18 protein-coding genes are annotated in these 18054 nt (G+C 40.5%); 12 read left to right on the top strand and 6 right to left on the bottom strand.

The window, feature by feature from the left end; genetic code table 11:
• Positions 1 to 132: 132 nt before the first annotated feature.
• Positions 133 to 510 (bottom strand): hypothetical protein, encoded by a 378-nt coding sequence (locus tag IPM71_08650; protein ID QQS49689.1) that lies wholly within the window; start codon positions 508 to 510, stop codon positions 133 to 135.
• A 281-nt stretch (positions 511 to 791) separates the two neighbouring features.
• On the opposite strand from IPM71_08650, the gene IPM71_08645 reads away from it, so the two are divergent.
• The 6 genes from IPM71_08645 (at position 792) to IPM71_08620 (ending at position 8269) form a co-directional block, all read left to right on the top strand.
• Positions 792 to 1838: a sensor histidine kinase gene (locus tag IPM71_08645; protein QQS49688.1), complete on the top strand. Its 1047-nt coding sequence runs from the start codon at positions 792 to 794 to the stop codon at positions 1836 to 1838.
• Between the two features lie 114 nt (positions 1839 to 1952).
• The gene (locus IPM71_08640; protein QQS49687.1) at positions 1953 to 5399 is read left to right on the top strand and encodes an isoleucine--tRNA ligase; all 3447 of its coding nucleotides are present in this window, start codon (positions 1953 to 1955) and stop codon (positions 5397 to 5399) included.
• A 60-nt stretch (positions 5400 to 5459) separates the two neighbouring features.
• The gene (locus tag IPM71_08635; protein QQS49686.1) at positions 5460 to 5837 is read left to right on the top strand and encodes a TraR/DksA C4-type zinc finger protein; all 378 of its coding nucleotides are present in this window, start codon (positions 5460 to 5462) and stop codon (positions 5835 to 5837) included.
• Positions 5838 to 5920: 83 nt separating this feature from the next.
• Positions 5921 to 6559 (top strand): lipoprotein signal peptidase, encoded by a 639-nt coding sequence (locus IPM71_08630; GenBank protein QQS49685.1) that lies wholly within the window; start codon positions 5921 to 5923, stop codon positions 6557 to 6559.
• Between the two features lie 233 nt (positions 6560 to 6792).
• The gene (locus IPM71_08625; protein ID QQS49684.1) at positions 6793 to 7767 is read left to right on the top strand and encodes an ROK family protein; all 975 of its coding nucleotides are present in this window, start codon (positions 6793 to 6795) and stop codon (positions 7765 to 7767) included.
• 121 nt (positions 7768 to 7888) lie between these two features.
• Entirely contained in the window at positions 7889 to 8269 is a 381-nt protein-coding gene (locus IPM71_08620; protein QQS49683.1) for a response regulator, read from the top strand.
• A 7-nt stretch (positions 8270 to 8276) separates the two neighbouring features.
• Here IPM71_08620 and IPM71_08615 read toward each other — a convergent pair whose 3' ends face one another.
• From IPM71_08615 to IPM71_08595, 5 genes are all read right to left on the bottom strand, one after another.
• The gene (locus tag IPM71_08615; GenBank protein QQS49682.1) at positions 8277 to 8945 is read right to left on the bottom strand and encodes a DUF2461 domain-containing protein; all 669 of its coding nucleotides are present in this window, start codon (positions 8943 to 8945) and stop codon (positions 8277 to 8279) included.
• A 78-nt stretch (positions 8946 to 9023) separates the two neighbouring features.
• Positions 9024 to 10862 (bottom strand): (E)-4-hydroxy-3-methylbut-2-enyl-diphosphate synthase, encoded by a 1839-nt coding sequence (ispG, locus tag IPM71_08610; protein QQS49681.1) that lies wholly within the window; start codon positions 10860 to 10862, stop codon positions 9024 to 9026.
• A 210-nt stretch (positions 10863 to 11072) separates the two neighbouring features.
• Positions 11073 to 11453 (bottom strand): response regulator transcription factor, encoded by a 381-nt coding sequence (locus tag IPM71_08605; GenBank protein QQS49680.1) that lies wholly within the window; start codon positions 11451 to 11453, stop codon positions 11073 to 11075.
• Positions 11454 to 11844: 391 nt separating this feature from the next.
• Complete coding sequence (locus IPM71_08600; protein QQS49679.1) at positions 11845 to 12183, bottom strand: hypothetical protein; 339 nt, start codon at positions 12181 to 12183, stop codon at positions 11845 to 11847.
• Positions 12184 to 12385: 202 nt separating this feature from the next.
• Entirely contained in the window at positions 12386 to 12883 is a 498-nt protein-coding gene (locus IPM71_08595) for a cupin domain-containing protein (GenBank protein QQS49678.1), read from the bottom strand.
• Between the two features lie 142 nt (positions 12884 to 13025).
• On the opposite strand from IPM71_08595, the gene IPM71_08590 reads away from it, so the two are divergent.
• The 6 genes from IPM71_08590 (at position 13026) to IPM71_08565 (ending at position 18017) form a co-directional block, all read left to right on the top strand.
• On the top strand, positions 13026 to 13724 hold the full coding sequence (locus IPM71_08590) for a cytidylate kinase-like family protein (GenBank protein QQS49677.1): 699 nt from the start codon (positions 13026 to 13028) through the stop codon (positions 13722 to 13724).
• Positions 13725 to 13868: 144 nt separating this feature from the next.
• Positions 13869 to 14246: a DUF1987 domain-containing protein gene (locus IPM71_08585; protein QQS49676.1), complete on the top strand. Its 378-nt coding sequence runs from the start codon at positions 13869 to 13871 to the stop codon at positions 14244 to 14246.
• An 11-nt stretch (positions 14247 to 14257) separates the two neighbouring features.
• Positions 14258 to 15439 (top strand): hypothetical protein, encoded by a 1182-nt coding sequence (locus tag IPM71_08580; protein ID QQS49675.1) that lies wholly within the window; start codon positions 14258 to 14260, stop codon positions 15437 to 15439.
• Positions 15440 to 15480: 41 nt separating this feature from the next.
• Positions 15481 to 16053: a DUF4251 domain-containing protein gene (locus IPM71_08575; GenBank protein QQS49674.1), complete on the top strand. Its 573-nt coding sequence runs from the start codon at positions 15481 to 15483 to the stop codon at positions 16051 to 16053.
• Between the two features lie 83 nt (positions 16054 to 16136).
• Complete coding sequence (locus IPM71_08570) at positions 16137 to 16994, top strand: hypothetical protein (protein ID QQS49673.1); 858 nt, start codon at positions 16137 to 16139, stop codon at positions 16992 to 16994.
• Positions 16995 to 17102: 108 nt separating this feature from the next.
• On the top strand, positions 17103 to 18017 hold the full coding sequence (locus IPM71_08565; protein QQS49672.1) for a hypothetical protein: 915 nt from the start codon (positions 17103 to 17105) through the stop codon (positions 18015 to 18017).
• The last annotated feature ends 37 nt before the right edge of the window (positions 18018 to 18054 follow it).

Here is an 18054-nt window from a genome sequence, read left to right as displayed (position 1 = left end):
ATTAACTCAACCAATTGTTTACCTGTCTATATCCATTTTTGTGGAATCCGAAAGCCATCAACCCAATTTCATGCCAAAAAAACTACCGTTCTGCCGATCGGTAGTTTTTTTGAACTTTTCATGAAAAATATCTTACCAGGCCGATAAATCCAACATCCAGGGCTCAAGTTCGATGTCTTCTTCTTTTTCGGTTTCCATTGCAACTGTCCAAGAGATATGATGCGGATCAAGCATCCAGTCTTCGAGCACTAACTTTTCTTCCATGAACTCGTAGCTGGCAAATTCTGAACTACCAGAAACAGAAACTGAATAATTTGCTGAAAAAATTTTGGATAATTGGTTATCTGAAGATTTTACCAAACTTGCCATCACCGTAGTAAGACTATCGTTAGTTTGTTTTTGATTACAGGTAGGCTGACCTGCCAGAAAGCTATGAGCAACAAGGATAAGAAGTAATGTAAAGACTAGTTGTAGAGTCTTGGGTTCTGAGTTAACGTTCATTGTTTTCATGGTGTGCTATTTTGTGGTTTGATCAGTAAATTTACAGGAAGTGTGCCAAAACCTTATATGTATTTGTTTTATAATCAATTAATGCCAGTCAAGACTTTATTAAGAACCCTTGATTCAAGTATCAATTTTAAAATAAAATGAACGCTTTCGAACACTTGTTTACAACTCTAAACCGATTTGTGATTAAAGTTTAGTAACTTAATGTTAGCATAAACTTAACACAAGTTGTAAGCTAAGTCTCATAGCCTTAACTATTTTTGCCCCACTAAAAAATACACTGAATGCGAAGTATTTCGCCCAAACAACAAGCAATTATAATCGCTATAATTTCGGCCATTATTAATGTACTGGCCGGATTGCTCTGGTTTTTGTTTGTCGATGCCCACTATCTGGTCATCCTTCTGTTTGTTGGCTTGTTGGTGTTTTTTAGCATTTTTCTCATCGTATTTTATTCGCTTAATAACTTTATATACAAGAAATTAAAACCAATCTACAAAACCATTCAAAGCATCAAATACACCGAGGGGCAGCTCAAAAACAACTTCGACGAAATGGACAACGACATGATCCAGGATGTGCAGAACGATGTTTTAGTTTGGGCTAAGCGCAAAACCAGGGAAATTGCTCAGCTAAGGCAACTCGAAAAATACCGACGGGAGTTTCTGGGCAACGTATCGCACGAACTTAAAACACCTATCTTTAATATTCAGGGGTATGTTTCCACCTTGCTTGATGGAGGTTTGGAAGATGAATCGGTAAACCGCTATTACCTCGAGCGCACCGACAAGAGTGTTAACAGGCTCATTTCCATCGTGAATGACCTGGAATCTATTTCTCGTTTGGAATCGGGCGAACTTAAACTCGACATTAAAAAGCTTAACATTGTCCGACTGGTAGAAGATGTATTCGAAGAACACGATATTCTTGCAAAAGAGCGAAATATTAAACTTAAACTAGTCCATGCGAGCGAAAAACCCATCTACGTGATGGGAGATAAAAAACGACTAACGGAAGTATTGAACAATTTGGTTATCAACTCTATAAAATACGGCCATAACAAAGGAACCACTAAGGTGGAATTTATGGATATGGAAGACAGTGTGTTGGTAGAGGTATCGGACGATGGTATGGGCATTTCAGAAAAAGACCTTCCTCGTATTTTCGAGCGCTTTTACCGCACCGATAAAAGCCGCTCACGCGAAATGGGTGGAACTGGACTTGGACTGGCTATTGTAAAACATATCATCGAAGCACACAACCAGACCATCAATGTACGTAGCGAAATAAACCAGGGAACCTCCTTCACATTTACTCTCAGCCGGGCTTAATTCTAGCAACAACCTGTTGATTTTCAGCACGCTATTCTTTTACTCTCAAAATTGGTTTTTTGTGATCATAAATCTATCTTTGTACACTTTTTAAAACCGATAAAACCTAGTTCAATGAGCGGTAAATTCGCAGAATACAAGAATTTCAACCTTTCAGAAATAAACAAGGAATACGCCCAGAAATGGGTGCATGAAAAAACTTTTCAAGAAAGTATCCGGCTAAGAAAAAATAGTCCTGAAAAACCTTACATTTTTTACGAAGGTCCCCCTTCTGCCAATGGCATGCCGGGCATACATCATGTAATTTCACGTACCTTAAAAGACTTTGTATGCCGCTACAAAACTCAAAAAGGTCATATGGTAGAGCGCAAAGCCGGATGGGACACGCACGGGCTGCCAGTAGAATTAAGTGTGGAAAAACGACTTGGAATTACCAAGGAAGATATAGGCATTAAAATTGCTATTACCGACTATAATCAGGCCTGCAAGGAGGATGTCATGAAATACACCTCTGAATGGGAAGAGCTAACCCGAATTATGGGCTATTGGGTTGATATGGAGAATCCCTATATCACCTACGACAGCAAATACATCGAAACTCTTTGGTACCTCTTGAGCGAATTATACCGGAAAAAACTGTTGTATAAAGGATATACCATACAACCCTATTCACCTGCTGCAGGCACCGGCTTAAGCTCTCACGAATTGAATCAGCCAGGTTGCTACCGCGATGTAAAAGATACTACCTGTGTGGCTCAATTTGAGGCAATCAGAAATTCAAAATCAGAATTTCTTTTTCAAGCCACCGATACCCCGGTTTACTTCCTTGCATGGACTACTACCCCCTGGACATTGCCATCGAACACCGCACTGGCAGTTGGAAGTCAGATTCGTTATGTATTGGTTAAAACCTGCAACCCCTACACCGCAGAAACTATTTCAGTGGTATTGGCCAAAGACCTGATGTGGGCCTACTTCAATGAAAAAAATTCCGAAATAGCTTTCGAAGAATTTACTGCCGGAGGAAAAGAACTGCCCTTTAAAAAAATGGCAGAATTCCAGGGCAAAGAACTGGAAGCTATTCAGTACGAACAACTTCTTAACTGGATTCGCCCCGAAGGAAAAGCCTTTGAAGTATTGCTGGGTGATTTTGTGACTACCGAAGATGGTACCGGAATTGTGCACATAGCCCCTACCTTTGGTGCCGACGACTACCGTGTTGCCATTAAAAATAACGTTGTGCCGCTTTTAGTTACCGATAAAGAAGGCAACAAGGGACCACTGGTTGATAAAAAAGGACGTTTTATCAGGCTAGTCGATATCGAAAGTAATTTCCTGAAACAACAAGTAAACATTGAAACTTATCAGGAATTTGCCGGCAGGTATGTAAAAAATGCTTATGACGAGAGCCTTCCCGAGAATGCACCCACAGTCGACATCGATATTTCCGTACATCTGAAACAAGCGGGTAAGGCCTTTAAAATCGAAAAACAGGTGCACAACTATCCGCACTGCTGGCGTACCGACAAACCTGTTCTTTATTATCCACTCGATTCGTGGTTTATTAAAACCACTGCAGTGAAGGACAGACTTCTTGCGCTGAACAACACCATCAACTGGAAACCCGAATCGACCGGTACCGGGCGCTTTGGTAAATGGCTCGAAAACCTGGTCGATTGGAACTTATCGCGTTCGCGCTATTGGGGAACCCCTCTTCCTATCTGGCGCACGGAAGATGGCAGCGAAGAAAAATGCATTGGTTCGGTGAAAGAGCTTTGCCATGAAATTGAAAAAGCACTTTCTGCTGGTGTAATGAAGCAGCATCCTTTTAAAGATTTTACGCCAGGCGATTACAGTAGCGAAAACTATTCAAAAATCGATTTGCACCGCCACACTGTCGACAGCATTGTATTGATCTCTGACCGTGGTAAACCAATGCACCGCGAAGACGATTTGATCGATGTGTGGTTCGACTCAGGAGCCATGCCCTATGCACAGGTGCATTATCCATTTTCGGTAAGCGATAAAGATTTTAAAGAAAAAATGTTTCCGGCCGATTTTATTGCCGAAGGGGTAGACCAGACGCGTGGATGGTTTTTTACCCTTCATGCCCTTGCAACCATGCTTTTCGATTCGGTATCGTTCAAAAACATTATCAGCAACGGCTTGGTCCTCGACAAAAATGGAAATAAAATGTCGAAACGACTAGGCAATGCGGTGGATCCATTCCAAACCATCGAAAAATATGGTTCCGATCCTCTGCGCTGGTACATGATTACCAATGCACAGCCCTGGGACAACCTAAAATTCGATATAGAAGGAATAGAAGAAGTAAGAAGGAAGTTTTTTGGTACCCTTTACAATACCTATTCCTTTTTTGCACTTTATGCCAATGTCGATGGGTTCAAAGCCCAGGAACAGGAAATTCCGGTAGTGAAACGCCCAGAAATTGACCGTTGGATAATTTCCTTGCTCAACACCCTGATAAAGGAGGTTGATGAAAACTATGCCAATTACGAACCTACTAAAGCAGGAAGGGCCATTCAAGACTTTGTGAACGAAAACCTTAGCAACTGGTATGTGCGCCTAAACCGCAAACGCTATTGGGGTGGCGAATTTAACCAAGACAAGCTTGCAGCTTATCAAACCCTATATACCTGTCTTGAAACAATTGCAATGCTGATGGCGCCTCTGGCACCCTTTTATTCCGACAAGCTCTTTTGCGACCTGAATGCAGTATCGAAAAAACACAAGGTGAACTCGGTACACCTCTCAGATTTTCCGGTATTCTCCAGTAACTATATCGACAAAGACCTGGAGCAGAGAATGGAAATGGCCCAGGAAATATCATCCATGGTGCTTGGCCTTCGGCGCAAAGTAAGCCTTAAAGTAAGACAACCATTGAGTAAGATTATGGTTCCGGTTCTTAACGAGCATTATGGCAAACAACTTAGAAACGTAGCAGAACTGATTTTATCCGAAGTGAACGTAAAGGAAATCGAATACCTTACCGACACTGCCGGTATTTTGGTAAAAAAAATAAAACCCAACTTCAAAACCCTTGGGCCAAGGTTTGGCAAACTCATGAAAACGGTTGCCGATGCGGTGAATGGCTTTACCCAATCTGACATTTCAGCTATTGAGCGCGATGGAAAATATTCCATTACCCTGGAAAATCAAAGCATGGAAATAAGTCTTGAAGATGTAGAAATAAGTTCCGAAGACATTCCTGGCTGGCTTGTGGCCAACCAGGGTATCCATACAGTTGCACTGGATGTAACCCTTACCGACGAATTAAAACAGGAAGGAATTGCCCGCGAACTTGTAAACCGTATTCAAAATTTGCGAAAAGAGAGTGGTTTTGAGGTGACAGATAAAATAAACATCCGAATAGGCGAAATATTATCAGTTAATGAGGCTGTAAACAAATTTGGACATTATATTCGCACCCAAACACTTGCTGAGAGAATTGACCTTCTGCCAACCCTTCATGGCGAAAATGCCATCCTAATTGAAATTGACGAAGAAACTCAAACGTCTCTTTCAATTAGTAAGATTTAGGATACACGTTTATCACGTGTGATATTTTTTGTTATATTTAAAATTGTTAAACATACTGTTATGTCAGAAAAAACAAGATACTCCGACGAAGAACTGGGCGAGTTTAAGCAAATTATTCTCGAGAAACTTGATAAGGCAAAAAAAGACTTCGAATTGCTTAAGAGCGCCATTACCCAGAGTGGCAGCAACGATACCCAGGACACCTCCCCCACATTTAAAGTGCTGGAAGAAGGTGCAGCCACACTTTCGAAAGAAGAATCGGGCAAATTGGCGCAACGCCAGCAAAAGTTCATTCAACACTTACAGGCTGCTCTTGTTCGGATTGAAAATAAAACCTATGGCATATGCCGCGAAACAGGAAAGCTGATTGCCAAAGAGCGTCTGCGCGCTGTACCGCATGCCACTCTATCTATTGATGCCAAACAGAAACAGAAGTAAATAAAATAGTACCCCTGAAAATAAAATGATTGGGTGTTTTCCCAATCATTTTTTTATTTTTGGCCAACTATAATAAACAAATCATGTCGAAATCGTACAAAGCAGCACTCATTGTAATTGTTATTCTGGTCATCGACCAGGTTTCGAAAATAGTAGTAAAAACTCAAATGGAGCTTGGCGATTCAATTCCTGTGCTGGGCAATTGGTTTATTATTCGATACATCGAAAATCCCGGAATGGCATTTGGCTGGGACATTCCGGGTCAATTTGGTAAAATTCTTTTAAGCTTATTCCGACTGGCAGCCATAATTGGCATTATCTGGTATTTACGAAAACTTATCAGGCAGAATGCCCCGGCTCTTTTGCTATTGAGTATAGCAATGATTTTGGCAGGTGCCATTGGCAACCTGCTTGACAGCAGCTTTTATGGTTTGATTTTCGATAAAGGCACCACTTACGATCCTGAATACAGACGCTGGTTTGGGTATGCCGGGCAGGCTTTATTTGACTTTCCGGGATACGCCCCACTCTTTAAAGGTTGTGTGGTAGATATGCTCTATTTCCCTTTATTCGAAGGCAATTACCCAAGTTGGTTCCCTTTTCATGCAGGGGAACATTTTATTTTCTTCCGCCCCATATTCAATATCGCCGATTCTTCCATTACAATAGGTGTATTCATTGTTTTGATTTTTCAAAAAAGACTGTTCAAAGGACTAAACTAGCATATCTCACTTTTCGAAATCAGATATTTTCATTGCTTTCGCCCTTCTAAACCTACCGGAAATTAGACACAATTGGTAAAAAACACGGACAATTCAAACCTCATTTTAAAAAAATGTGATGAATATTCGATTGCCAGCCATTTTTTAAATCAAGTTGTGAATAAGTTTCGGCACAATTAGATATAAACTTGTATTTTTGTTAAGCATTAAGCCCTTACCTCGAAGAAAGTACCATGAAGGAAGTAGTAATTGGAATTGATATTGGCGGAACATTTACCAAGTTTGGCGTGGTTGACAGAAATGGGAACTGCCTGAAAGATAATTTTACCAGTACCGACAAGTTTGTCGATTTTGAGGTTTATCTCGAACATCTTCATACCGAAATTGTTGAGCTCATCAGTACAATTAACGAGGAAATTAAAATCAGAGGTATAGGCATTGGTGCACCTAACGGCAATTACTACCAGGGCACCATCGAAATGGCACCTAACCTCAACTGGAAAGGAATAATACCCTTTGTAGAGAAATTTCAGGATTACTTTCCTGGTATACCCATAAGACTTACCAACGATGCAAACGCTGCTGCTATTGGCGAAATGATTTACGGGGGTGCAATTGGTTTAAAAGATTTTATTGTCATCACACTCGGAACAGGCCTCGGTAGTGGTATTGTGGTAAACGGAAACGTCGTTTACGGCCACGACGGTTTTGCTGGTGAAATGGGACACTTGAATGTGAGGCATCGCGGAAGAGCATGTGGATGTGGAAAATTCGGATGCCTCGAAACCTATGTTTCTGCAACAGGTATCAAACGTACAGCTTTTAAATTACTCGCCGAGCGGATTGATAAAAGCGAGTTGCGCGATATCAGCTTCAACGATCTTACTTCGAAAATGATATCAGAAGCAGCCAAAAAAGGTGATAAAATTGCCCTCGAAGCTTTTGAAATTACAGGTCGTATCTTAGGCATCAAACTAGCCGATGCGGTGGCCTTTTCAAGTCCGAAAGTGATATTTATTTTTGGTGGCCTTGCCAAAGCCGGCGATCTGATTTTTGAGCCTACAAAGCGCTATATGGAAGAAAATCTCCTTCCGATTTATAAAGGAAAAATTGAAATCAAACCCTCGCAATTACAGGATGTGAATGCGGCTGTGCTGGGTGCTAGTGCGCTTGCCTGGAGGGAACTTCAGAAATTAGGCCAACTATAATACTCAAAAGCATTAGTCCTGCCGTTTTTTAAGCATGAATCAATCGCATAGAATTGTAGGCCCATTTATGAACATTTTGGTATAGTCTTCGTAACATTGCAATGTAAATAGCCAGAAAACCATGACCCCTCCAAACCTGCAAAAAAAATGTATTCTTGTTGTCGAAGACGAAGAACGCAACTGGCTCCTGATAAGAGACATTATTGAGCTTTGTAACGGAACAGCCATCTGGGCCGAATCGGGCATGCAAGCCATTGACAAAATCAAAAAAGATAAAAACATCAGCATGGTTCTGATGGATCTTCAGCTGCCTTTTATGAGCGGCATTGAAACTACAAAGAAAATCCGCGAAATCGATACCAAGATTCCAATCGTTGCCCAAACAGCATTCAGCGATCCCGAATTGCTGCATAAATTTACCAAAGCCGGATGCAACAATTACATCTTAAAACCCCTCAATTTCGAAGAGATGTATAAAATACTGGGTGATTTTCTTTGCTAAATCCAGACTATTCCTCAACCTTTTCAATAGCCTCATTTAAAAACCGGTTGAGTGGGAAAAGGGCTTTAAAAACATTTACTGCATCTGCTATAAAATGCTCCGAAGTAAAGTCCGATTCGGAACAAACCTTCATTACAGTATAGTGTTTAAATTTAAGGTACTCCATTCCCTCAAAATTTTCTGGAAAACCAGCTGGGCGCATTTTTAGCTTATCGCCAGATAAACCTCCGAAATGTTGGATAAACTCCTTTTTCTTAACTATAGCCAAAAACTCAGCATAATTTTCGAATACCTCTCTTCTGATTGCCTTTAATACCGGAGAGGAAGGCATATAAATTCCACCGGCAAGAAACGAATTGCCTGGTTCGATGTGTATATAATAGCCGGCTTTGCCATTATTTCGTCCGCCCGGTGCAATAAATGCACCGAAATTGGTTTTATAGGGTTCCTTGTTATTCGAGAACCTTATATCGCGGTTAATCCGAAAGATGCAATCTCCTGGCGCAATGCCAGGAATCGATTTATCAAATTTCCCCACTTCGTGAATTATAATTTCCAGGTTTTGCAAAAAATTCTCTTTGCAATTTTGGTAGCGGGTTTTGTTCTCTTGAAACCATTCGCGGTAATTGTTCTTGCTAAGATCGGAAATGAAGCGGTAAATTTCAGGTGATAGCATGGTTTAGGTATTTTGGATAAATAATCTTCACAGATGGTATGCTGAAAAGCAGGCTATTCATTAAACTTTGTTTGCCTTTTAAGGTTCAATCCAATCGTTATTTTGCTTTATCAGTTCTATTAATTCATCCAGAGCGCTTTCTTCGGGCACCCCTTTCTTTATGAGTTCTTTACGATGATAAAGGTTTACCTTACCAGGAGCACCGCCAATATATCCATAATCTGCATCGGCCATTTCGCCCAGGCCATTCACAATACAGCCCATAATGCCAATCTTCAAGCCTTTGAGGTGAGCAGTTTTTTCACGAATTTGTCGGGTGGTTTTTTGGATATTGAATTGTGTACGACCACAAGATGGGCATGAAATATACTCGGGTCGACTCACCCGTAATCGGCTTGCCTGCAAAATTCCGAATGCAGTGGAGGCTATATCTAGCGGATTGATAAGACTGTTTTCAAGCCAAATTCCATCGCACAAACCATCGAGCAACAAGGCTCCCAAACTGGCAGCAGCATGAAGCTGAAAGCGCTCTAGATCCGCATCATCCATTTTAAAAGAAACAATTACAGGCAATCGAACCGAAGCCTCCCACATGCGCAGGATAGCTGCCCGCAAGGCTGCCGTAACATTTATATTAGAGGTAAAAAGCACAATCACTTTTTCTTCTAATCCAGATAATCGATTCAGGATTTCTTCCGTTAAATCTTCGGCATAAACTCTCAAAAAAGCTACACCGGTGTGTTTCCCTAGATCCGGGTGTTGAGCATCGACAATGGGGTATGGAACTCCTGTTTTTGATAGCAGCCGTTCTCTTTCCTGTAAGGGTATTGAAACAGTTGTACTAAAACTAAGACCCTCTGAAGTAATTTCGTTTAACAAATAATCAGGGTTAAGGTCTTGTAAGAATTCTGCACTTCGCAAAATTACCACTATTGGAGGCATTTCGGCTCCAATGTTGAGAACTTTCGAAGTTTTCCGGCGGCTAAACTGATAGGGATTCAGCGGATAGCTCAAGGGAGCCTGAATTTTGGAATGATTTTCCATGCCCTCAAAGAGACTGAGAAGTTTTTCCGCAACCGGAATCTCACATTCTGGTTCTTCAGTTAGCGATACACGAATGGTGTCCCCAATTCCGTCGGCCAACAAAGCACCTATTCCAATAGCCGATTTTATCCTCCCATCTTCTCCCTCACCAGCTTCGGTAACCCCTAGGTGCAGGGGATAATGCATATTTTCAGCCTCCATGGAGTGCACCAGCAGACGCACAGCCTGCACCATCACAAGGGTGTTGCTGGCTTTCATCGAAACCACCACATCGTTAAAATTGGCTTCGTGGCAAATGCGCAAAAACTCCATTGCCGATTCCGCCATTCCTTCCGGAGTATCGCCAAAGCGGCTCATGATCCTGTCGGACAATGAACCATGATTGGTGCCAATGCGCAGGGCCGTTTGATGTTGGCGGCATATTTTAAGCAATGGATTGAATTCGCTGCGAATGCGCGCCAGTTCATTTTGATATTGTTCTTCGGTATAATCAACTTGATTAAACTTTTTACTGTCGGCAAAATTTCCGGGATTGATTCGTACTTTTTCTACCACCCGTGCAGCTTCGAATGCTATTTTCTGGTTAAAATGCACATCAGCAACAAGGGGTGTGTCAAAGCCCTTTGCGCGCAGTTGTTTTTTTATTTCGGCCAGGTAATTCACATCGTTCATAGAGGGTACCGTAATCCGAACCAATTTGGCACCCGCCTTTATCGACCGGATAATCTGCTCTACCGTTAAGGATATGTTGCTGGTAGGGGTGCTTGTCATGGTTTGAACCACCAGGGGTGCAATTCCTCCAATGGATATCTTTCCAACCTTAACTTCGTTGCTACTTCTTCTCTGGAAATGGTATAAATTACTGCAGTACATACAAAATAAATTAGTCCTGCCAGGTTTTGACAGGACTAACAAAATTAGAAACAATCATTAATTCATCTACACCAATCCGTCTCCTAAAGAATAATTGTTTGTAACCAAACCCAAATCCCTCAGGTAAGGTACAAAAAACCAATATCTAAAGTAAAGGTTTATAAAGTGTGAGGCATCATTCAATGGAAGTGATATGCCTCATCATAGAAATCAAAATGAATATTCGATGGCCAGAGCTTTGTCCAGTGTTTCTTTACTGATTTCGTCTTTGATAATGTATGAACGCGCACCAGCTTCTATCATTTGAACAATGTATTTCATTTCTGAATGAAAGGAAACAGCAATAATAACAAGGTTACGATAAATCTGAGTCGCTTCGCGGGTGGCTTCGATACCATTGAGTGAGGGCATATTGATGTCCATGAAAACGGTATCGTATAATTTATTATTAAGCTCGCTAAGGCATTGATTGCCGTCTTTTACAATATTGATTTCTTCGATTTGATCCTGAAAAGAATCAAGCAGCATAAACTTCAATGCCTTGGCAAAATGTGGGTTATCGTCGGCGATGAGTACTTTCTGCTTTTTCATCTGTAAATATTTTTAAGATAAGGTCATTTGAAACTTGCATAATGGACTTAAATCCGTTTGTGTGATTAAAGAATTATGCTTGTTCCACCGGATATAAATTATGACCAAAACTACTTCTTTCTCAAATACAATTTAATAGCATAAACACCAATAATTCAAACAAATTCACTTACAACTCTATAAGTAAAAACCGTCAAAAAAAAACAGGGTGACAAATATAAAACTGCCACCCTGTCGTCTACCTAAATCCAACCAAACCCTACATCAAAAGACTAATCATTATTTCGACATGATTACTGTTTTGATTCTCTATTTGTCTTTTCAAAGATAGCTTACAGTGTGATGGAATTTATAAGTATTACTGCTCAATTGCTAGGTAAATACCCCTAGATTAATTTGGGTAAAAACCGACACTTTCAAAAGCGAAATATTCAAATTCCTTTATTTTTGGTGCAGCCATGCGGCTAATTGCGCCAATGGATTTTACGCTCGAAGCCCCAAGTGATTCGAAGGTATGTCTGGCTCTAGTTTGAAGGTTGCGTTGTAAACTTTTATCGGTGTGCATACCATCCAGGTCGAGCACAACTTTAAAGCCTTTGCTCAGTTTAGTGATTTCTTTTCGTGCCAGGTAAAATGCAAGTTCCACTTCCGATTTCATGAAAAATCCCCGCAACTGAATCAGCAGGCTGTTTGATGCCACATCGGCTTTAACTTTAAAGGTATCTATCATATAACAGTGTTTTAACTAAAACAAAGATACTACAACACGATATGCCGATGCATGATGTTAAATACCTAAATGATGGTGGTAAATGCCGAGAAAAAAGGTCGATTCTCTGACGAACGGCTGTCGGAAAATCCCCAGAGAAACTCCCTGGTTTTGAAATCAGAATGGAATGAATTCCGGAAAGTTATAAAGCCCAACTTCCAACTCAGCAGTATTTTTCGATCAGGTCGATGTGCTTTGGATAAGCCTGAATAAGATCCTCTTTATCAAAAACTTCAAAATCTTCAAACTCAAATCCGGGAGATACAACACAGCTCACCAGGGTATAGGAATTTTGTTCATGCACTTCGGCACAAAAAACACTACCGCCTGGCACTAGTAACGAGAATTGCTCGGCCTTCTCGTGGTTATTTCCAAGAAAATGGGTATGCTTTTTCCCTTCTGTATCTATATAAATTAGTTTCAATGGGCTGCCAGCATGAAAAAACCATATCTCATCGGATTTTAGCCGGTGTAACCTCGAAATATCTTCCGATCGGAGCAAATAATAGATATTGGTAAGAAGTCTTCTTGACGATTTATAGCCAACAGGCAAATGCTTGTTGCTTACTTCGATGCTGGAACGATAAACTTCTTTAAAGAATCCCCCCTCAGGATGTGGTTTTAACTGTAAATGTTGTATCCAGTATTCGGCTTTGTTCATGACAAACTTTTTTATTTGAAGATAACAAAAAGATGGTTCAAAAAAAAGAAACTTTAAAATACCAGACGATTACTTGGATGGCAGTTTGAATATATTGCTTATAATTTGTATATTTAATCCAATCAGGCATAAACCCACTTGAATGAAATTAGATTTACTGAAATATATGTCGGAGCGACTTCAGGATGACTCAGAAGATTATCGTGAATCGGGTCCCGTTATTACTATTTCCAGGCTTTATGGTTGTCCTGCGAAAGCTGTTTCCCAAAAACTCTCCGAATTACTCAACTGTAAACTTGCGGCCAAGGGATTTAAAGACATCGAATGGCACTTTGTAACCAAAGAAATACTGAATGAAGCGGCCCGTGAGCTTGAAATGGATCCCGTGAAAATTGAATACATATTCGACTCGGAGAAAAAAAGTCTGATTGAGGAAATTATTACATCGCACACTCAAAAATACTATAAAAGCGACCGAAAAATACGCAATACCGTAGCTAAAGTTATTCGGAACATGGCAATAGAAGGCCATGTGATCATTGTTGGCCGGGGTGGGGTTGCTATTACCCGCGACATGCCCCGCTCTTTGCATATTAACCTTGAAGCACCCCTCGATTGGCGTAAGTTGCGTGTTGCTGAAAAATACAAGCTCTCCTTCATCGAAGCTGAAAAAACCATACATGATATTGACAAAAGCCGGAAGGAATTAAGAGAATACTTCCAAGGAAAAAACACCGACTATACTCAATTTGACATTACCTTTAATTGCATGACCCTTTCGATTGACGAAATTGCCTCTATTATCCTAAAGGCAATAGAAGAAAGAAAGCTACTCAAATAAGCAATGCCGGCTTTGAACCCCAAACCTTTTAAACCCATGATAAATACTGCATAAGAAGGTAATAAGCTTGAAATTGTTAATGAATAGGTTTTTATTCCATCGATAAGTTTATATTTTTGTACTAGAACACCAACATGCTCTCAAATGGAAAACCTGCAAATTGAAGGTACTGCTACATTGCCCAGTGTTTTTATGTCTACCGAAGGGAGAATAAAACTCGAAGGCAGAGCACTTCCTGAAGATGCAGTGAGGTTCTTCAAGCCCATTTTAGCCTGGGCAGGTGAATTTCACGGTAAGTCAATTGTTGTAGAAATAAACCTGGAGTATTTCAATACGAGTGTCTCCAAACAATTGCACGATTTTTTGAATGTACTCGATGCCAAGCCCAACGATTGCGAGGTTCAGGTAATCTGGTTTTTCGAGGAGGGTGATGATGAAATGCTTGAGTCAGGCGAAATATACCAGGAACTTTTCCCTCGCATCAAGTTTAGCTACAAGGAATATGAAGAAATAGTGGATTAAGAAAGCCATCCATGTTCATTCTTCGAAATATTTCATCTCTAAAACATCTTCAGCTTTTAAAACTTCCATTACTGATACCAGTTTTTATAATTGGTTTAGTGCCTGTTAGTGCCCAGCTAACAAAGCAGCCAGAAAAACTAACTACCTGGAATGAGAAATACCAGGCAGGAATGCCCCGCGTCAGTATTGCTGCTATGCCTGCATACACCCCAGAACATCAATTCAGCGCAGCAACGGCACTGTTAATTAGTTTTAAAACCAAACGCAATAACAACTACTTAAACCATTCAAGCCTTCCTTTAGAGTATGTAACCAATTTCAATCAAAATCACTCATTCTGGGGTCAATTAAACAGCTTTTGGTACGATAACCTGATAAAATTTGAAGTAGAAGCTAACCTCCAAAACCGACAGGATCATTATTGGGGTGTGGGTATGACCGATGCCATGAATGAAGCAAAAAACGAATCTACCACTCAATATTACAAAAACTACGGGCAGATATGCCCAGCAATAGGAGTGCGCCTGATTGAGAACCTCTATGCAGGCATTGGCTACAATTTTAATCAAACCAAAGCCACGAATTTAAGTCCTGCGCTTTCCGAGGATACTTATATTATTTCGCAAGGTTCGCAAATACTCAATACAGGAATAGGATTTCTACTGGATTATAAAATAGAAGATATAGGAAACAAACCTAACCACAACCTTCAATTTAAGAGCACATTCAATTTATATTCTGACTCAAAGCAGGGCGATTTTACCTACCAGAAACTAATAATCTCCTACCTGCATTCTATCCCTTTAGAAATACTCTCGAGCCGTTTGAACTGGAATCTGAATGTAGAAAATAATTTTGGCGATGTACCATGGACCGATATGGCCATGCTTGGTGGCGCACGACAGATGATGGGGCTGGCAGAAGGAAAGTATCGCGAGAAAAACCTGGTACAAGCCTGGTTGCAATACAATTATGTTTTTAATAGCCAAATCAATCAAACTGTACACAGGCACGAAGCAATTGTGCGGTTTGGAGGAGGCACAGTATACAGCGATGCCTCCGTGAGTTATACCATTTTCAACTTTGTGGTGGGTTACCGGTTTCGTTATCAACCAGATTATAACCTCAAGCTTGATTTTGCTTTTGCCGATGGCAGCTTCGGCAGCTATGTAGGTTTTGAACAAAGATTTTAATAACTTTCAGCATTATAACTTTACCATTGATTAGAAGCACTATGCAAAAGCTAATATTGGCAACACTTTTTTGCAGCATTAGTTTATCTATTTTAAGTCAGGAAGAGGTTTATTCGAAGAAAGAACAAAAACAGATTCAAAAAGAAGAGCGCCTGGCTGCAAAAGAAGCTGAAAATGAATTGCTCCGGTTTCAAACAGAAAGCATGCTTCAGATGCGCCGTTTCGTGTTGGAGGCTGATTATTTATCGGACAAAAGTGGAAAACGTGTAGCTGTAAATAGCACCATTAATTTTATTAAAATCGATTCGCTGAAGTTAGTGATGCAACTGGGGTCGAATTATGGTGTTGGATACAATGGTGTTGGTGGTATTACAATAGATGGCAGAGTTACAAAATACGACCTGAAAATAATTGAAGGAAAAAAGGGTAAATCTTATAATCTGACCATCATGGTTATGTCCAGTACAGGGAATTATGATATTATGCTGATGATAAATGATGTAGGTTCTACCGATGCCACCATTCGAAGCAATACCTCGGGCCAGCTTCGCTATTATGGTAAGCTGGTGCCAATTGAGTTATCGAAAGTTTATAAAGGGTCGCCTACTTATTGAATAAAATCAGGCAATATCGGGCATAAAATCCCGTTTTGCTAACTTAAGAATCGAAAAATATCCAATATAAAACAAAAATAGGTATGAGAAAAATAAGTTTAATGTCCGCCTTTTGCTTGCTTTTTCTGGCCTTTTCAAGCTGCCAGAATAAACCACAACAAAATGAGAGTGAAATTGATGTGCATTTAATGCAATTTACCACCATGTTTGGTGAAAAGGGTAACCTTCAGCAGGTGGCAAGCATTATGAAATTCTCGGGCATTGAATACACCCCCCAGTTAACCCTTGATACCGCTATAAAAGCAAGTTATACCAGCACGCCCCAATATGCAGCACTTATATGCGGTGTATATAGCGCCGATGCATTGTATCATGCTGCTTTTTCGAACAGCGATGCGGCTTTTGAGAGTTATACTTCGGCACAGGTTTTGGCCAATCACGTTGGCTTTGGCCCATTTTATGTTGAAACACTGATACAACGACGCAATGATGGACTCAGCGAGTCTGATTCGGTTTTGTTTAAGCTTGACAACTTCCTGTCTGAAATAGATACCACTTTTACCGAAGAAGAACGCTTTAAAATAATTGCCTCATACCTCATAGGTAACCTCATCGAAAAAATGTACCTTATTGATGCGGCATTGACAGGCTTCGAAGGAAGAAAAATTAAAGATATTAGCGATGAAGCTAAATTTGTTTACCGCATTTTATTTTCTGAGAGCGATGCCATACTTTACCTAACTGAACTGACCCGGAAATACGGGCACAATCCGGTGCTAACCATTGAACTGGCCAAGCTGGCTGAACTATTTATCACACTCAAAAACAGCGAGCATCCTAAGTACAGCCCCGAAGATGTTTTCATACCAAATGCTGAACTTAAAGCCATTTCGGATCAGATAAAAAGGCTACGTGAGTATATTGTAGCAGGAAATGAATAAGATATCCTCTTTTTTACATAACCGGGTTTTATATCATTCCCGGTTTTTTTATTTTTGCACGCAATAAAACCCATCTGAATCAGTTACTAACAAAAACTACAATAAATTATGGAACCCACTAACAACACCAAATCTTATTCGCCTTACAGTAAACCCCAGCAAAAAGTACCCATGTTTCTGGTGGTTATACTAATTACCCTCAGCGTACTGGCTATTGTGCTGGGCATTGTGCTTTATCAGAAAAGCCAGGCTCTTACTCTCTCTGAAGAAGACCGTGCTTTTGTTGAAGAACAGCGCTCAAGTCTCGAAGGAGAACTCACCGATCTCATTGTCGGCTACGACTCACTTAAAACTGAGAACGACAGCATCAACGAAAGACTAGTTATTGAACAAGATAAAATACGCCGACTATTAAAAGTGAATGCCTCAAATGCCGAAAAAATCAGGATGTACGAGAAAGAGCTGGGCACCTTACGCCAGGTTATGCGTAGCTACATCATCCAGATCGATTCGCTAAATACACGCAACCGCGAACTTACAGAAGAAAACATCGCTGTAAAAACAGAGCTGCGCGAAAAAGAAGTTCAATACCAGGAACTTTCTGAAACCAAAGAGCTCCTTACAAAAAAGGTAGCCGAAGCCCAAAAACTAAGTGCTAAGGGAATTCTTGTAGAAGGACTCAACAGCCGTTCGAAACCTAAAAACGATGTCGATAAAATTGCAAAAATCCGCGTTTGTTTTACCATTCGTGAAAACACGGTGGCCGAACCAGGTAAGAAAATGATTTACCTGCGTATCCAGCGCCCCGACGAAGTGGTGCTTTCCTCATCTGATGCAGGCATGTTTGAGTACCAGAAACAAAGTGTGGTTTACACAGCCAAGCGCGAACTGGAATATGACAATCTCGATATTGACATGTGCATCTATTGGGACAAATCGGAGGAACTGATGGCTGGAACCTACAAAATAACCCTTTATGCCGAAGGTTATGAAATTGGCACTGGGTCAATTGAATTGAAATAGCAAATAATTCCTGATATTGTTGTATGAGGCTGTCTTA

This window comes from Bacteroidota bacterium (genome assembly GCA_016699695.1).
In the GTDB taxonomy this organism is placed as follows: domain Bacteria; phylum Bacteroidota; class Bacteroidia; order Bacteroidales; family UBA10428; genus UBA10428.
Note: the sequence above shows the minus strand (reverse complement) of the source record. Positions and strands in the feature narration are given on the sequence as shown.

What these genes read in the sequence shown, in the direction of transcription:
- IPM71_08650 (QQS49689.1), bottom strand. Translation starts at nt 510, where the DNA reads ATGAAAACAATGAACGTTAACTCAGAACCCAAGACTCTACAACTAGTC.
- IPM71_08645 (QQS49688.1), top strand. Translation starts at nt 792, where the DNA reads ATGCGAAGTATTTCGCCCAAACAACAAGCAATTATAATCGCTATAATT.
- IPM71_08640 (QQS49687.1), top strand. Translation starts at nt 1,953, where the DNA reads ATGAGCGGTAAATTCGCAGAATACAAGAATTTCAACCTTTCAGAAATA.
- IPM71_08635 (QQS49686.1), top strand. Translation starts at nt 5,460, where the DNA reads ATGTCAGAAAAAACAAGATACTCCGACGAAGAACTGGGCGAGTTTAAG.
- IPM71_08630 (QQS49685.1), top strand. Translation starts at nt 5,921, where the DNA reads ATGTCGAAATCGTACAAAGCAGCACTCATTGTAATTGTTATTCTGGTC.
- IPM71_08625 (QQS49684.1), top strand. Translation starts at nt 6,793, where the DNA reads ATGAAGGAAGTAGTAATTGGAATTGATATTGGCGGAACATTTACCAAG.
- IPM71_08620 (QQS49683.1), top strand. Translation starts at nt 7,889, where the DNA reads ATGACCCCTCCAAACCTGCAAAAAAAATGTATTCTTGTTGTCGAAGAC.
- IPM71_08615 (QQS49682.1), bottom strand. Translation starts at nt 8,945, where the DNA reads ATGCTATCACCTGAAATTTACCGCTTCATTTCCGATCTTAGCAAGAAC.
- ispG (QQS49681.1), bottom strand. Translation starts at nt 10,862, where the DNA reads ATGTACTGCAGTAATTTATACCATTTCCAGAGAAGAAGTAGCAACGAA.
- IPM71_08605 (QQS49680.1), bottom strand. Translation starts at nt 11,453, where the DNA reads ATGAAAAAGCAGAAAGTACTCATCGCCGACGATAACCCACATTTTGCC.
- IPM71_08600 (QQS49679.1), bottom strand. Translation starts at nt 12,183, where the DNA reads ATGATAGATACCTTTAAAGTTAAAGCCGATGTGGCATCAAACAGCCTG.
- IPM71_08595 (QQS49678.1), bottom strand. Translation starts at nt 12,883, where the DNA reads ATGAACAAAGCCGAATACTGGATACAACATTTACAGTTAAAACCACAT.
- IPM71_08590 (QQS49677.1), top strand. Translation starts at nt 13,026, where the DNA reads ATGAAATTAGATTTACTGAAATATATGTCGGAGCGACTTCAGGATGAC.
- IPM71_08585 (QQS49676.1), top strand. Translation starts at nt 13,869, where the DNA reads ATGGAAAACCTGCAAATTGAAGGTACTGCTACATTGCCCAGTGTTTTT.
- IPM71_08580 (QQS49675.1), top strand. Translation starts at nt 14,258, where the DNA reads ATGTTCATTCTTCGAAATATTTCATCTCTAAAACATCTTCAGCTTTTA.
- IPM71_08575 (QQS49674.1), top strand. Translation starts at nt 15,481, where the DNA reads ATGCAAAAGCTAATATTGGCAACACTTTTTTGCAGCATTAGTTTATCT.
- IPM71_08570 (QQS49673.1), top strand. Translation starts at nt 16,137, where the DNA reads ATGAGAAAAATAAGTTTAATGTCCGCCTTTTGCTTGCTTTTTCTGGCC.
- IPM71_08565 (QQS49672.1), top strand. Translation starts at nt 17,103, where the DNA reads ATGGAACCCACTAACAACACCAAATCTTATTCGCCTTACAGTAAACCC.